Origin of the sequence: Bradyrhizobium sp. 141 (assembly GCF_023074055.1) — a bacterium.
GTDB lineage: Bacteria > Pseudomonadota > Alphaproteobacteria > Rhizobiales > Xanthobacteraceae > Bradyrhizobium.
On record NZ_JADPKR010000053.1, the window covers coordinates 92,143 to 107,106 of the forward strand.

General features: G+C 61.8%; 12 protein-coding genes. 6 read left to right on the forward strand and 6 right to left on the reverse strand.

What is annotated here, in order from left to right:
* Nucleotides 1-69 precede the first annotated feature (69 nt).
* Complete coding sequence (locus IVA81_RS14920) at nt 70-357, reverse strand: hypothetical protein (RefSeq protein WP_247319265.1); 288 nt, start codon at nt 355-357, stop codon at nt 70-72.
* A 193-nt stretch (nt 358-550) separates the two neighbouring features.
* Between IVA81_RS14920 and IVA81_RS14925 the strand changes: the two genes are divergently transcribed.
* The gene (locus IVA81_RS14925; protein WP_247319268.1) at nt 551-2,572 is read left to right on the forward strand and encodes a YgiQ family radical SAM protein; all 2,022 of its coding nucleotides are present in this window, start codon (nt 551-553) and stop codon (nt 2,570-2,572) included.
* Between the two features lie 15 nt (nt 2,573-2,587).
* Here IVA81_RS14925 and IVA81_RS14930 read toward each other — a convergent pair whose 3' ends face one another.
* Complete coding sequence (locus tag IVA81_RS14930) at nt 2,588-2,881, reverse strand: antibiotic biosynthesis monooxygenase (protein ID WP_247319270.1); 294 nt, start codon at nt 2,879-2,881, stop codon at nt 2,588-2,590.
* Nucleotides 2,882-3,357: 476 nt separating this feature from the next.
* On the opposite strand from IVA81_RS14930, the gene IVA81_RS14935 reads away from it, so the two are divergent.
* Entirely contained in the window at nt 3,358-3,816 is a 459-nt protein-coding gene (locus IVA81_RS14935) for an Rrf2 family transcriptional regulator (RefSeq protein ID WP_247319273.1), read from the forward strand.
* A gap of 26 nt (nt 3,817-3,842) precedes the next feature.
* Entirely contained in the window at nt 3,843-4,526 is a 684-nt protein-coding gene (locus tag IVA81_RS14940) for a class I SAM-dependent methyltransferase (RefSeq protein ID WP_247319275.1), read from the forward strand.
* Nucleotides 4,527-4,713: 187 nt separating this feature from the next.
* Here the strand turns inward: IVA81_RS14940 and IVA81_RS14945 are convergent, their stop codons facing one another.
* Nucleotides 4,714-6,138 carry an alpha/beta fold hydrolase gene (locus IVA81_RS14945; RefSeq protein WP_247319278.1) on the reverse strand — a complete coding sequence of 475 codons (1,425 nt, stop codon included), beginning with the start codon at nt 6,136-6,138 and terminating at the stop codon, nt 4,714-4,716.
* Between the two features lie 251 nt (nt 6,139-6,389).
* Nucleotides 6,390-7,376, reverse strand: a complete 987-nt coding sequence (locus tag IVA81_RS14950) for an ABC transporter substrate-binding protein (RefSeq protein ID WP_247319281.1) — start codon at nt 7,374-7,376, stop codon at nt 6,390-6,392.
* A 606-nt stretch (nt 7,377-7,982) separates the two neighbouring features.
* Here IVA81_RS14950 and IVA81_RS14955 point away from each other — a divergent pair.
* From IVA81_RS14955 to IVA81_RS14965, 3 genes are all read left to right on the forward strand, one after another.
* Nucleotides 7,983-9,530: a PAS domain S-box protein gene (locus IVA81_RS14955; RefSeq protein WP_247319284.1), complete on the forward strand. Its 1,548-nt coding sequence runs from the start codon at nt 7,983-7,985 to the stop codon at nt 9,528-9,530.
* 415 nt (nt 9,531-9,945) lie between these two features.
* Nucleotides 9,946-10,410, forward strand: coding sequence for a hypothetical protein (locus IVA81_RS14960; protein WP_247319287.1), 465 nt, complete (start codon nt 9,946-9,948; stop codon nt 10,408-10,410).
* 126 nt (nt 10,411-10,536) lie between these two features.
* Nucleotides 10,537-11,559 (forward strand): LLM class flavin-dependent oxidoreductase, encoded by a 1,023-nt coding sequence (locus IVA81_RS14965; protein WP_247319290.1) that lies wholly within the window; start codon nt 10,537-10,539, stop codon nt 11,557-11,559.
* A 145-nt stretch (nt 11,560-11,704) separates the two neighbouring features.
* Here the strand turns inward: IVA81_RS14965 and IVA81_RS14970 are convergent, their stop codons facing one another.
* Both IVA81_RS14970 and IVA81_RS14975 read right to left on the reverse strand, forming a co-directional pair.
* Nucleotides 11,705-13,468 carry a phospholipase D-like domain-containing protein gene (locus IVA81_RS14970; protein ID WP_247319293.1) on the reverse strand — a complete coding sequence of 588 codons (1,764 nt, stop codon included), beginning with the start codon at nt 13,466-13,468 and terminating at the stop codon, nt 11,705-11,707.
* Nucleotides 13,469-13,564: 96 nt separating this feature from the next.
* On the reverse strand, nt 13,565-14,899 hold the full coding sequence (locus tag IVA81_RS14975) for an aminotransferase class V-fold PLP-dependent enzyme (RefSeq protein ID WP_247319295.1): 1,335 nt from the start codon (nt 14,897-14,899) through the stop codon (nt 13,565-13,567).
* Nucleotides 14,900-14,964 lie beyond the last annotated feature (65 nt).

The following is a 14,964-nucleotide window of genomic DNA, read 5'->3' on the forward strand; positions in this document are numbered from 1 at the left end:
GGTTGGTTCCTGCGAATGAACCACAACGCGAGGCCGATGGAACTGCGCACGCCACGCCTTGAGAGACGGTCAGAAATTTCCCTGCCCATGGAGCAATCGCCCGTCCCATGCGGGCCGCGGTGAGAGCTTGGAAGCGGGATCGCTTGTGAACATAGGCGGCGGCCGCAGTGCTTCGGGGGATGAGGCGAGGCTCGCGAGCAGCACCGGCACGACAGGGGTGCGGGTGATCGAGACCGAGAACACCGCCAGCAGTGCGCAGACCATGCAGAGCCTCATCCGCACCGTCCTGCGATCGGTGATCGGCAGAAACAGGAAAAACAACATCGCCAGGATCAGCAGCGCATCGACCAGGAACATGGATCTCTCCCTCTCAACGAGGCGGAGAATGACGCGGCGCCGCCGGCTGGTATGTGGACGGCGTCACAATGCCGAACCGGGCCACCCCGCGGGCGTTGTGCAGCCCAATTGTGCGCCACCGGGGAACCTTAACCGGCGAAGACGCATCGCGGCCGGTTGAATTCACGCGCCTGGAGTCCTATGCGTAGGCGCCATGGACACCCAGATCGTCACCGCCCAGAAGCCGCTGATGGCTCAGGCCCGCCCGCGCAAGCCGGCGCCGTTCCTCCCGATGAGCCGCGCCGAGATGGATACGCTCGGCTGGGACGCCTGCGACATCGTGCTGGTGACCGGGGACGCCTATGTCGATCATCCGAGCTTCGGCATGGCGATCATCGGCCGCCTGCTGGAAGCGCAAGGCTTTCGCGTCGGCATCATCTCCCAGCCCGACTGGCACTCGGCCGAGCCGTTTAGGGCGTTAGGCAAGCCAAAAGTGTTCTTCGGCGTCACCGGCGGCAACATGGACTCCATGGTGAACCGCTACACCGCGGACCGTCGCATACGCAGCGACGACGCCTATACGGCCGGCGGTGAAGGCGGCAAGCGGCCGGACCGCTGCACCGTGGTCTATGCGCAGCGCTGCCGCGAGGCGTTCAAGGACGTGCCGATCGTGCTCGGCGGCATCGAGGCCTCGCTGCGCCGGATCGCGCATTACGATTACTGGTCCGACAAGGTGCGCCGCTCGGTGCTCGCTGACGCCAAGGCCGACCTGTTGCTGTATGGCAATGCCGAGCGCGCCGTCGTCGAGGTAGCCAACCGCCTTGCCGCCGGCGAAGCGCCGCGCGCACTCGACGACATCAGGGGCGTCGCGCTGTTTCGCAAGGTCCCTGCTGACTACACGGAGCTGCACGCCGACGATCTCGATTCCGCCGACGAGGGCGCAATGCGCCAGAAGGGCGCGACCGTGATCCGGTTGCCGGCGCTGGAGCAGGTCGAGCAGGACAAGGAAGCCTATGCGCGCGCGTCACGCGTGCTGCACCGGGAGAGCAATCCCGGCAATGCGCGGCCGCTGGTGCAGCGTCACGGCGACCGCGACCTCTGGCTCAACCCGCCGCCGATCCCGCTGACAAGCGACGAGATGGACGCGGTCTACGACTTGCCGTATGCGCGCGCCCCGCATCCGTCCTATGGCGACGCCAAAATTCCTGCCTGGGACATGATCAAGTTCTCCGTGACGATCATGCGCGGCTGCTTTGGCGGCTGCACCTTCTGCTCGATCACCGAACACGAAGGCCGCATCATCCAGAACCGCTCGGAGGGTTCTATTCTGCGCGAGATCGAGAAGATCCGCGACAAGACACCCGGCTTCACCGGCGTCATCTCCGACATCGGCGGACCCACCGCCAACATGTACCGGATGGCGTGCAAGGACCCGAAGGTCGAGGCCGCGTGCCGACGGCCGTCCTGCGTCTTCCCGGAAATCTGCCCGAACCTCAACACCTCGCATGACGATCTCATCCGGCTCTATCGCAAGGTGCGCGAGACCAAGGGCATCAAGAAGGTGATGGTGGCCTCGGGCGTGCGCTACGACCTCGCGGTCGAGAGCCCCGAATACATCAAGGAGCTCGTCACCCATCACGTCGGTGGCTATCTGAAGATCGCCCCTGAGCATACCGAGCGCGGTCCGCTCGACAAGATGATGAAGCCGGGCATCGGCGCCTACAACAAGTTCAAGCGCATGTTCGACGAAGCGGCCGAACGCGCCGGCAAGAAATATTACCTCATCCCCTATTTCATCGCGGCACATCCGGGCACGACTGACGAGGACATGATGAACCTCGCGCTGTGGCTCAAGAAGAACCGCTACCGCGCCGATCAGGTGCAGACCTTCCTGCCCTCGCCGATGGCGACCGCGACCGCGATGTACCACACCGGCGTCAATCCCTTGCGCGGCGTGCGCCACGGCGGCAGCGACAAGGTCGAGGCGATCAAGGGCCTGCGCCAGCGCCGCTTGCACAAGGCCTTCCTGCGCTATCACGACCCCGACAATTGGCCGGTGCTGCGCGAGGCCTTGATCGAGATGGGCCGCCGCGATCTGATCGGCTCGCAGCCCCACCAGCTCGTCCCCGCGCACCAGCCCCCCGGCACCGGCAAGGCCGCCGGCACACGGCGGCCCGTGCGCCCGGGCGAGAAGACCCAGCGGTTCACGACCAAGGGCTTGCGGGTGATGAAGTAGCGGGTGCTGCTCGTCTTAGAGAGCGAGCACCACCTCACCCGAAACGGCGTCCGTCACGCCGCGTCCGTTGCCCTGGTCCTCGAGCACGGACCTGAAACTGTCGAGGGTCTTGATCATCGCCGCTCGTGCCGCGACCAGTGCATCCTGACTGGACCACGTGCCGATGAGGCAAAAGGTCTGCTCGCCGGTCTTGACGATGACGCCGTGCTCCAGGCCCGGCCATTTGGCCTTGCCGTTCCGATGCGCGTCGAGGAAGGCGGCTTCCTCACCCGGCTTCACCCTAAACTTGACCACATTGTAAACCTGCATGATGCGCCTCCGAAAAATGGATGGATGAAAACGGGCGCCGCGCGAGCTCAGGACGAAAAGTCCACGCGTTGCCTCGGTCGATTGTTGCCCTCGCGCGCAGCGGCGTCACCGTGACAAATCAGCATGGCGACCTCGGTCTTTTGGGCCCGCCGAAACAAAAAAGTCGAAAACAACCCCATGCACAGTAGCCGCAACTAGTGGGATCAATGGCTTAGGCGGAGTACGGAGATGTTGATCCGTCGGGCAGAACGCCGTTGCACCGTCGGGCAACACAGGCGCATGATGGGCATCATCGGACGCTGCGTGAGTTGCGCCCCTGGCGATGCCTAGCGCAACGTCTGCCACGCTTTCCCGGCAAAACCCCTCATCCCGACAAGCGAAGACTTTTCCTCTGCTCTACGGCCTTGCCGTAGGTCGCACAGGCTCCGGCCTGTCAGCCGTTGACTCTAATCGCGATATGTAACATATCAAGTTACATGAGACGCGACTCCCGATTATCCGGCGTGCTGCACGTGCTGCTGCACATGGCGCAACAGCCCGGCCCGTTCACATCCGAGACCCTCGCGAAGGCGATGGACACCAACCCGGTGGTGATCCGGCGCATCATGGCGGGCCTGCGGGAGCTCGGTTACGTCCGCTCCGAGAAGGGGCATGGCGGCGGCTGGACGCTTGCTTGCGACCTCTCGAAGGTGACGCTGCGCGACGTCTACGCCGCGCTTGGCAGCCCGGCGCTGCTGGCCATGGGCAATCGGACGGAGGCACCCGGCTGCCTCGTCGAGCAGGCCGTCAACGCCGCGCTTGATCAGGCCTTCAGCGATGCGGAGGCGCTGCTGCTGTCGCGGCTCGGCGAGGTGACCCTGGCGATGCTGAGCGAGGATTTTCGCAAGCGGCTCGGATCCCGCAAGCATCATGGCATGCACGCACATGGTGCGTGATCGGCTCATTCAGCAAGGACGACATCATGACGGACATTCAAGCCATGTTCTCCGATCCGCAAGCCGTGGCGCGATACACGGAAGGCCCACCGCGCTTCGTGCCCGGCTACAATGCCATGCTGTCGATGGCGGCGATCCTGCTGGCCGAGCGTGCGCGTGGAGATGCGCGGATCCTCGTCCTCGGCGCCGGCGGCGGCCTCGAGTTGAAGACGTTTGCGCAAGCGCAGCCGCGCTGGAGCTTCGACGGCGTGGACCCCTCCGCGGCGATGCTGGCGCTCGCCGGGCAAACCCTGGGCCCGCTCGCATCGCGCGCACGTCTTCATCAGGGCTACATCGACGATGCGCCGGAGGGACCGTTCGACGGTGCCAGCTGCCTGCTGACCCTGCACTTCGTCGACGTCGAGGAGCGACGCCGCATCGCCTCGGAGGTCCGCCGACGGCTGAAGCCGCGTGCTGCTTTCGTCGCCGCCCATCTGAGCGCGCCCGATGGCAATGAGGAGCGCCCGCTATGGCTGTCCCGGTATTCCGCATTTCTGGCCGCCTCCGGCGTCGAGCCCGAGCAGGCCGCGGCCGCGCGGAACGCCGTCACCAACCATCTGGAAATCCTCACGCCCGCGCAGGACGAGGCGATCTTGCGCGAGGCCGGCTTCTCCGATCCGACCCTGTTCTATACGGGGTTCACCTTCCGTGGCTGGGTGGCTTACACGTGAGTCTCATTGCTGCGTCGTCACTCTGGGCATCAATGCAAACCGGATGCGCCAGGGCGTGCGGGCATGACCCTTAGCCCGCGAATTAGGTAGTACCGTTCTGCCGACAGAACCGGACATGGCCCAGTTCGCCCCTGCGAATCGGCTAAGAGCCACTTGCCGACATTCGCAAGACATCGATCGAAGCCGCTTAGTCTGCCCGAAGGAACGAGTCCAGTTCGTCGAAAAACTGCGGCATGCCCGGATCGTTTTCCAAGGGCAGATGGTTCTTGCCGGGTAAAGAAACGAATTTTGCGCCCTTTATTCCGGCGCCCATCAGCCGACCCTGCTCGAGCGGAACCATAGCATCATCTCTGAAATGCAGCACGAGCGTCGGGACAGATACCTGCGGAAGAAGGTCGCGGACGTCGAAGTTACTTACAGTTTCGTAGTATCTGGCAGCGCTTTCCGCTGACAAACTCCGTCGTTGCATTTCATTGAAGGCAAGCGCTTGTTCCTTAGTAGCGCCCGGTATTAGTTGCGAGGCCAACATCTGTCGGAACGTCGGATCTTCAGAGCTCCATCCCAGTCTGATGAGAGTTGCCGTAGCTTTGTATCGCTCCAGGTCTGCAGCGGTGATCGAAGGCCTCTTGAATCTGCCGGTCACGAAGCCACCGAACAAGATGAGCCTGGATACTCTTTCGGGATGGCGGACCGCATACGCAATCGACACCGCGCATCCCTGCGAAAAACCAAAGATAGGAAAGCGTTCGAGGCCGACTGCATCTGCGACAGCCTCCATGTCATTTACCCAGGCGTCCAGCGACAGTTCGCTTTGGTCCCAATCAGACAAGCCGTTGCCGCGTGCGTCATACCGAACGAGTTTGTGCCGCTTCGTCAAACCTACGAAGAGGTGACGATACAGAGGAAGCTCCCAATCGAGCTCTAGATGATTGATCCAATTCGCTGACTTCAACAAAATGGGACCATTGCCAACGACTGAATAAGCCAATCGGACGCCGTCCTCAGACCGGCAATATCGAACCTCCTGCTGAAACTTCGATGAGGAGGGATTTGCCGTCTCTGAAGAGGCCAGACGGCTTCGTAACTGAATTGCGTAGGCTTCGACCGGGCGCGCGATATTTTTAAGAGTCTGAAGCCCAAGAGGTTCGATAGGGTGACCGATCTTTCCATCGATCTGGTCAAAGACGGCTCCGGATATGCAAATACCTCCGGGGTCAGCTATGCCTTCTAATCGTGCTGCGATGTTAACTCCGTCCCCGAGGAGATCATCCCCCTGAACGACCACGTCGCCCAAATGAATGCCTATCCGAAACCGGAGCGCTAGGTCTTCCGGCTGCCCCCTCTCAGCCTCAAACATGCGAAGCTGAACGGCCACGCAACATTCAACCGCGTCCGTTGCGCTCGGAAACTCGGCGAGAATACTATCGCCCGCTGTGTTCGCTATCCGGCCGCCGAAATCAGAGATAAGCCCATCCACAATTTGGCGATAAGCGGAAAGTATTTGAATGGTGGCGGTCTCGTCATGACTTATCAAACGAGAATAACCTGCTACGTCGGCTGCAACGATGGCAGCTAGCTTGCGTCGAAGCGTTACCCGGCCCAATCCCTTCACTCCCCCTTCAGTGCCTCATTACACTGCGGTCTGGCAGGCGGCTGTAGCTATCGCCGTCAAGATTAACCAAAATCTTGAGGGCGGAGCAATTCAAAGCATAAGCTTCTTGCGCGCTCGGTTGAGGTCAACAGCGCCGGTTTGACTGGCGGCGTGTCACTTCCGGCCTACCCCGATCAGCAGACCATATCCGAGCCATCCTGAACTTCGCCGTCGGGCCAATAACTGACGCGTGCACCGCGGGAACAACCTTCCTATTCGATTACCTCGTCGGCGCGGGCGAGCAGCATCGGCGGGATAGTGATGCCCAGCGCCTTAGCGGTCTTGAGGTTGATGACCAACTCGAACTTGGTCGGCTGCATAACCGGCAATTCGGCGGGCTTAGCGCCCTGAAGAATTTTGCCGGTATAAAGTCCAACCTGCCGGTACGCGTCGGCCAGGCTGATCCCGTAGCTCATCAGGCCGCCGGCCACGGCAAATTCCCGGAACTCGTAGATTGCGGGAATGGCGTAGCGCGCAGCCAGTGTGACGATCTGCTGGCGGTGAGCGTTGAAGAACGGATCGGCCGCGACAAGGAGCGCGTCGGCATGGTCCTCGGCCAAGATCGCGAAGGCCGTGTCGAGCTCCGGCTCGTTGTGTGCCCTTAGAACGTGAATCTTCCGCGCGAGGGTTTGCGCAGCCGTCTTCGCCTCCATCAACTGGCTGTCGGCGCCGGGGGTGACCGGATTGACCAGCATGGCGATCGTTGCGGCGTTTGGCACCAGTTCATGTAGCAAGCCCAGCCGCTTTGCTTCCAAAGAGTTGGTCATCACATGAACGCCGGTGGCGTTTCCGCCGGGTCGGTTTAGGCTGACAACGAGGCCCAGCTCGACAGGATCAGTGGCTGAGGAAAACACGGTCGGAATTGTGCTGGTCGCAGCCTTGGCGGCTAGCGCCGAAACGCCGCCGCCGGTCGCAACGATCACCGCAACCTGGCGCCGGACCAGATCGGCAGCCAGCATGGGCAAACGATCGTTGTGATTTTCGGCCCAGCGATATTCGATGACCAAATTGTGGCCTTCGATAAAGCCGGCTTCCTTCAGGCCCTCGCGGAAAGCGGCTACGGGGCGGGCGATTGCACCAGGCGACAGGTTGTTGAGGAATCCGATGACCGGTGTGGCCGGCTGCTGAGCACGTGTCGAGAGCGGCGGAGCGACGATGGCCGCACTCACGAGGGTTATGAAACGCCGGCGCCCAATCATGATCGCTCCATCATGTCATTTCCTTTTCGACTGACATGACTGGTTCTCGTCACAACAGCTTGGGGCTCGGTGCCGTCCGGATCGTCAACCGAATAGATCGCTGGTTGAAGGCGCAGCACGGCGAGCGGGCGACGACCGGCTACCACCAAGGGTCAGGCTGTTGCAGGCTAACCATCATAGCAGCTGAAATGGCGGTATTGAAAGGTTGGTGATGTCTGGCCCCGGGTCATGATCGCTAGACGAACCGCGGCCTTGCGCTTCCGGTCTGACTTTATGAACCGACAGTCCAGGGCTCCATACGGAACGGACCTCGTGTTCAGGCCAACAGGCACACGCATGCATTGATGGAACCGGCGCTCAGCTCGCGCTGTTTGCGGGGTCGGGTCGTCACAGCAATATGGCTATGGAGAAGCCTTGTATACGTGAGTATAGTCGTCACAAGGCATATTCCTGATCGATCATTGGCCGTTTGCGAGGCCAAGGTTGGACCCGCCCGTGCATCGTTAGCGATCGCCGGCGCTCTGCCACTCCGGGGGCGACAAGCAGGCCCGCAATCCGGTGCGAGAATGCGCCGATTGATCATCGCTCGTGAGCAAGAGGTGATTTATGCAACATCCGAGTCAAGTGCCGTCGGTCGCGCTCGATTCGAATGAGTGCAAGCGTCCCGAGGAGGCACTGCGCGAGAGCGAGGAGCGCTTTCGCACCCTGGTGCAATTCTCCTTTGATGTGTACTGGGAAACTGACGCGCAGCATCGCTTCATCCGCCAGGAGTTCGCTGAGACACTTCCCGAACCGCCGGTCTCCGAGATCGGCAGGACGCGATGGGAGATCCCTTATCTGGAGCCTGATGCAGAGGGCTGGCGCAAGCACCGGGAGATGCTCGATGCCCACCTCCCGTTTCGCGATTTCGAGCTCGCGCGGCCGACGCCCGACGGCGGCAAACGCTATGTTTCCGTCTCTGGGCTGCCCATCTTTGACCAGACCGGGCGCTTCATGGGCTACCGCGGTGTGGGCCGCCACATCACGGAGCGCAAGCGCGCCGAACAGGCGTTGATCGACAGCGAAGCCCGTTTCCGTACCTTCGTGGATCACGCAACCGATATGTTCATGCTCCACAGTGAAGACGGTCGCGTTCTCGATGTGAATCGAAATACCTGCGAAAGCCTCGGCTACAGTCGGGGCGAACTGGTTGGGGCAACTGCGTCCTCCTTCGATCTGGAGATGGATGAAGCGACCTGGCGGACCAACCGCCAACGCCTCAAGGCCGGGGGCATCGCTACGCTCGATAGTCGCTATTGCCGAAAGAACGGCACTGTGTTTCCTGTCGAAGTCCGTATGCGGGAATTCTGCGAGGGCGGCCGGTCACGGATCATTTGTCTGAGCCGCGACATCACCGAACGCAAGCGAACTGCCGAGACGCTCCGCGAGATGCAGGCTGAACTTACACACGCCAATCGCGCGGCGGCGCTGGGCCAGGTCACGGCTTCGGTGACACACGAATTAAGCCAACCAATCACCGCGATGCTCTGCAACGCGGAAGCCGCACTGAACTGGCTAGGAACTCAATCTCCGAATTTCGAAAAGGCACGGCAGGCGCTCGCATCCATTGTCGCAGAAGCCGAGCGAGGCGGCGAGATCATCGGTTGGATCCGTTCCCTCATCAAGAAAACTCCGGCGCCGAAGGAGAGCATCGACGTCAATGGTGCAATCCTGGACGTGATCACCATAGCCCGGAGCGAGTTGCTCAAACATGATGTCTTGATCCAGACCGACCTCGCTCCAGACTTGCCGCTCGTGAAGGGCTATCGCGTCCAGCTGCAACAGGTTGTTCTCAATTTGATCCTCAACGCGATTGAGGCCATGAACTGCCTCGACGTTGGGCCACGGGAGCTGCGGATCAGCACGGCTGCAGATGCCCCAAATCTCGTTGTTGTCGCCGTACGGGATACCGGACCCGGACTTGACCTGGCAATCGTTGACCGCCTGTTCGAGCCCTTCTACACCACCAAGCCGGACGGGACCGGCATGGGCTTGTCGATCTGCCGCTCGATCATCGAGGCGCACGGAGGACGACTTTGGACCTGTGCGAATGAACCACGGGGCGCAGTGTTTCAATTTAATCTGCCTTCGGAACGGGGTGATCCACCCTCATGAGTGGGCGCCGCACAGGCGGGAACCCACGGCCTCAAACGCATCCTCGGCTACGGACGCGATAGTCCTTCGATCATACCGGCCGAAGCAGCGCAACGGGATCTGCGAGTTCGCTCGCTTGTCAGAGCGGGAAGCGTCTGCTGTCGGCGCGAAGCGGACGTTCCGTTGGACGCGCACTTCTTCCCCAAATAGCAGACATGACGATCGCTCTCGTGGTGTTCAGCTCAGGCTTCACAAGACCATCTTGTGTGACCAGATTTGGTCTGCCCATACCTGAGCGGAGCATTCTCGGCACGTGCAGGATCACCGACGTTAACCCTGTCGGCAAATGATTCGCCGTGGGTCGGCAGCCGCCGGCAAAGTTGCCTTATTGGCGCGGAGAATTTTCAGCGGCACTAACCTAGGTTAGAGGCGCATTATGCTGAGAATGGCTTTGTTGGGCCTCCTGATCCTGTTCAGCGTCGGAGTGCTGTCGGCCATGGAGCTGAGAGCTCCGCCGCGTCGCGCCGTCACGATCGCGCCGCCGCTTGCCGAGCAAAGCACAGACGTTTCCGCGTCACATGACGCGTTGGCGAAGGCCGATCGCCTCGAGGTTGCCGCGGTGGGCAGCGCGATGCCCGCACAGCCTGCTTCGGTCGAAAGCCCTGTTGCTCCGCAAGACATCCATGTCGGTTCGCCCGCGCCGGCACCGATCGTCCGTCATCGAAGCAAACCGAAGCCCATCGCGACCGCTGAACGTTCCAAGCCGAAGCCAAAGCCAATCGTTGCCGAGCGAACCGCCAATGTTCAGCGCGCAAAGGCCGCCAGCGAGACCGAGCCCTGTCGGCTCAAGGCGTTCGGCGGCTTGCTCAAGGCTTTGAATTTGACCGGCTGCGAAATCTGAAGACTCCACGAGCAGTCCAAGCCGTGCCTGTTTCCTCCAGGAGGCGCTTACGGGCACACGCCTTGCCGCCATCTTTCCCTCGCCCGACGTCTCGCAAACTGTTCCGATCATCCATATGTTGCCCCCATGAAAAAGATCGGATTTCTCTCCTTCGGGCACTGGACGCCCTCGCCGCAATCGCAGACCCGCTCGGCCGCGGACACGCTGCTGCAATCGATCGAGCTCGCGGTCGCGGCGGAACAGCTCGGCGCGGACGGCGCCTATTTCCGCGTACACCATTTCGCGCGGCAACTGGCCTCGCCCTTCCCGCTGCTCGCGGCCGTGGGCGCGAAGACCAGCACCATCGAGATCGGCACGGCCGTGATCGACATGCGCTACGAGAACCCGCTTTACATGGTGGAAGACGCGGGAAGCGCCGACCTCATCGCCGGCGGCCGGCTTCAGCTCGGCATCAGCCGCGGTTCGCCCGAACAGGTGATCGACGGCTGGCGCTATTTTGGTTATCGCCCCGCTGACGGCCAGAGCGACGCCGATATGGGTCGGCGACATGCGGAGGTCTTCCTCGACCTGCTCCGCGGCGAAGGGTTTGCCGAGCCCAATCCGCAGCCGATGTTTCCCAATCCACCGGGACTGCTGCGCCTGGAACCTCATGCGCAAGGCTTGCGCGAGCGGATCTGGTGGGGCGCCGGCTCGAATGCGACCGCGGTGTGGGCGGCAAAGCTCGGCATGAATCTGCAGAGCTCGACGCTGAAAAACGACGAGACCGGCGAGGCTTTTCACGTGCAGCAGGCCGCGCAGATCCGTAGCTATCGCGCCGCGTGGAAAGAGGCCGGCCACACCCGTGAGCCCCGCGTGTCCGTCAGCCGCAGCATCTTTGCACTGATGAACGATCGCGACCGCGCCTATTTTGGCGGGGAGCGCGGCGGCGAAGACCAGATCGGCTTCATCGATCCGCAGACCCGGGCGATCTTCGGCCGGAGTTATGCGGCCGAGCCGGATGTGCTGATCGAGCAGCTTCGCCAGGACGAGGCCATCGCCGAGGCCGATACGGTGCTGTTGACGATTCCCAACCAGCTCGGCGTCGCCTATTGCGCGCACGCGATCGAGGCGATTCTGACGCATGTCGCGCCGGCGCTGGGGTGGCGGTGAGCAGATGGTCCACTCTGGCGCCACATCGACCAGAGGCCCGACCTCTAAAGCGCGATGCGATTAGGATGAAGCGTCATCGCGCTTTAGGTTGTTGTTCGAGCATGATCTTTTCGGAAAACCGCTGCGCACTTTTCCGGATCATGCTTTAGGCAAATAGCTCGCGGTCTCTCCTGCTGATCGGATCGTCCCAATCCTTCTGCCACCACGGCCTCTCTGAAGGCTTTTTAGGCGGCAATTGAAGCTCGAGCACCTTTGTGCCCTTGCCCTTTGCGTCCTCCCGGGCGGAGCGGAACCGGTAATGATCGTAGATGCGCAATGCTTCAATCATGTAGCTGGTCGCGACCGTGCGATCCTTGATCAGCACCAGGTTCTCGCCATTGTCAGTATCGGCGGGCTCGGAGAAATTGTACGAGCCCAGATAGACGCGTGCATCATCGGTATCGAAATCGAGCACGACGAATTTGTGATGCATCCGGGTACCGCGGTGCTGACCGTCACTGCCGGACAGTCCTGACGGCTCGGTACTGAACGGAGCCGGCACATTGCCGGTCAGGGCCGACGAACGAACGACGCGCTTCTTGTTGTCGGCCGTCAATACGGTGACGCCCAAATTCCCTTCCTTCACGCGCGCATCGGCGATGCCAAGCGCGAACACGCTCTTGCTCTTGATCGCGCGACCGAGGGCAGGACCGATCGGTCCATTCTTCATCTGGCCCAGGAACGCCAGAGAAAAAAGAACACTGGATTTCGCCTTGGCTATGTCCTTGCCCACGACCGCCAAGAGTCCGTTCTCTTCGGTATGCGGCGAAAAGGCGACCTTTCCAACGAGGCCGCTCACACCCAGATCGCGCCAGCCCTTCGCCACCTCGGAATCGCGAAAGTCGCCGGCGGCTTCCGCCGAAAAATAGCTATCAAAAACCTTGAAGTAATCGTCGACAGCATCCTTGCTGTTGACAATGATCGCATTGTTCGACTGCACGTAGAACCCGCGCCAGCTCATGTTCGTTGAGCCGTACACGACCTTATGCACGCCCTTGCCGGAAACCGCGATGGACTTATGGTGCTGCAGGTTCGCCATGTGCTGGCGCTTGACGCTGCCAGCACCCGCCGATTTACGTAAGCGCTTCTCAGCGACGCTCTCGGGCGAATCCTTGGCTTTGTGCCCGCCGCCTTTTGCCGTCGAATCGTCGATGATGACCTTGAGCCTTTTTCCAAGCCTCTCGAGGCGAGTCAGGATTTCGGGCATGTTGAAGTCATAAGCGATGACGCGAACATTGGCCTTGGCGGCGATCGCCTCATCCAGCACTTCGAGGATCGACGCACGCGCTTCGAAACCCATCCACTTGTAAGCGTCCTCGGCCTTCTTGTTCGTGGGCTTGAAGGTCAAACCATCCTTCGCGTCATCGGGAATGAGGCTGCCGAGCTTGCGGTCCGGCGCGAACTTCTCAACAAACGATTGCGAAGACACATAACCGCGCGTGAAAGCAACGTTCAGCTTGCCTGGTATTGTCTCGCGCATCAGGGCGATCGAGGCCTCCTGCGGTTCGCCTCGGCTGAGCGTTCCCGACTTATCCATGAACATGGGTGTCACGCGATAGCGAAATTGTCCGTCCTTGTCGGCATGCCAGGGGAAATGCACCCAACGGAATTTTTGAATCGGCGCAATCGTACTCGGGAGCATCGGGTCGCTCGGCTTCTTGCGCTGACCAGGAAAACCGATGCGATTGGGCACCGGCCAAAATCGGTCCGCCTTCGGCTCCTTGTACTCGATCGCAAAGCCGACGAAGTCGCGCGGTGGCTTGCCCTGCCGCCAATTCATCGCGAGCAGCAACATCCCGTCGCCGCGATGAATCTTCAGGGTGAATGGCGCCTTGGTGTTGATACCCGTGACCTGATAGGAATTCGTCATGCGCCACCCCCTGGAGCCTGGAAGTAAATCCTATCAACACAATTTTTGATTGCAAGCAAGTGATGCCTGGGCGCTGCCAACCCGCCTCGCGCAGCTTCACCCCGTCTTCGTCCCCGTGATGACGGCCAGCGCCTCGACGAGGCGGTCGAGATCGACCTCGTCGGTGAAGAGCGCCGGCGTCACGCGGATGCACTGGCCCTTGGCGACGCCGGCCCGGCGCACCGTCATGACCTTGTGGCTGTCGCGGAGCTTCACCACGATGGCCTCGTTGTCGGCCTTGCTGGTCTTGCCGGCGAGACGGAAGGACGTAATCGCGCCATATGAGCCAACTTCATCCGGCGTCAGGATCTCGATGTCCTTGAATCCGCGGACGCGGCTCACCCAATAGTCGCGCAAATAGCGCAGGCGGGCCTGCTTCGCCGCCGCGCCGATCTGCTGATGCAGCGCCACGGCCGTCGGCACCGTCAGCACCGTGGCGAAATTGACCGTGCCGGTATGCACCCGCGAGCGGATGTCGCTCTCGGCAAAATCCTCGTCGCCCATGTCACGATCGATGGCCGCGAGGCGGTCCTTCCTGATGTAGAGGAAGCCGACGCCGAGCGGGGCGCCGATCCATTTGTGCAGATTGAAGCCGACGAAATCAGCCTCGAGCTCACTCACCTTGAAGTCGATCTGTCCCCAGGAATGCGCGGCGTCGACGATGGTGTCGATGCCCTTGGCCTTTGCCATGCGGGCGATCTCGGCGATCGGCATCACGAAGCCGGTGCGGTGGCTGACATGGGTCAGCAGCAGAAGTCTCGTCTTCGGGTTCGCCTCGATGGCGCGGGCATAGGCGTCGAGCACCGCCTGCCGCGTGGCGGGCTCCGGCACGTCGAACTTGACCACGTCGACGCCGCGGCGCGCCCTGAGCGCGTTCATCGCATACTGCATCGAATCATAGTCGAGGTCGGCATAGAGCACACCGTCGCCGGGCTTCAGCCTGTTGTAGCCGCCGATGAGGAGTTGCAGCGCTTCGGTCGCGCCGCGGGTGAGCGCGATCTCCTCCACCGCCGCGCCGACCGCCTCCGCCACCCTGGCGCGCACGGCCTCGAAATCCGCACCCGCGCGCAGCCGCGCGTAGTAGGTGTTCTGATAGTTGATCATGTCGGACTGGCGAATGAACTCGCGCCTCACGGGTTCAGTCATGATGCCCCAATAGCCGTTCTCGAAATTGACGACGTCGGACGTCACGGCGTAGAGCCCCTTGACGTCCGCCCAATAGGACTTGTCGGCGGCGATTGCGGCGGCCGCTCCGGTCGGCTGCGCCGGGAGACCCTCGGCTGCCAGACCCTCGGCTGCCATGGCCGGTGTCGCCAGCGACGTGACGCCGGCGGCCGCGAGACCCTTCAGGATCGACCGGCGGTCGGACGAAATTGTCTCAGTCAGATGCATATCAGCCTCCACGATGCGCGGCGAAGGAAGCAGCGATCAATAGAGCGCGAATGACAAAGCGGTGA

Excerpts from the sequence above, each read along its gene's own strand:
- IVA81_RS14920 (WP_247319265.1), bottom strand. The coding sequence starts at position 357 with ATGTTCCTGGTCGATGCGCTGCTGATCCTGGCGATGTTGTTTTTCCTG.
- IVA81_RS14925 (WP_247319268.1), top strand. The coding sequence starts at position 551 with ATGGACACCCAGATCGTCACCGCCCAGAAGCCGCTGATGGCTCAGGCC.
- IVA81_RS14930 (WP_247319270.1), bottom strand. The coding sequence starts at position 2,881 with ATGCAGGTTTACAATGTGGTCAAGTTTAGGGTGAAGCCGGGTGAGGAA.
- IVA81_RS14935 (WP_247319273.1), top strand. The coding sequence starts at position 3,358 with ATGAGACGCGACTCCCGATTATCCGGCGTGCTGCACGTGCTGCTGCAC.
- IVA81_RS14940 (WP_247319275.1), top strand. The coding sequence starts at position 3,843 with ATGACGGACATTCAAGCCATGTTCTCCGATCCGCAAGCCGTGGCGCGA.
- IVA81_RS14950 (WP_247319281.1), bottom strand. The coding sequence starts at position 7,376 with ATGATTGGGCGCCGGCGTTTCATAACCCTCGTGAGTGCGGCCATCGTC.
- IVA81_RS14955 (WP_247319284.1), top strand. The coding sequence starts at position 7,983 with ATGCAACATCCGAGTCAAGTGCCGTCGGTCGCGCTCGATTCGAATGAG.
- IVA81_RS14960 (WP_247319287.1), top strand. The coding sequence starts at position 9,946 with ATGCTGAGAATGGCTTTGTTGGGCCTCCTGATCCTGTTCAGCGTCGGA.
- IVA81_RS14965 (WP_247319290.1), top strand. The coding sequence starts at position 10,537 with ATGAAAAAGATCGGATTTCTCTCCTTCGGGCACTGGACGCCCTCGCCG.
- IVA81_RS14970 (WP_247319293.1), bottom strand. The coding sequence starts at position 13,468 with ATGACGAATTCCTATCAGGTCACGGGTATCAACACCAAGGCGCCATTC.
- IVA81_RS14975 (WP_247319295.1), bottom strand. The coding sequence starts at position 14,899 with ATGCATCTGACTGAGACAATTTCGTCCGACCGCCGGTCGATCCTGAAG.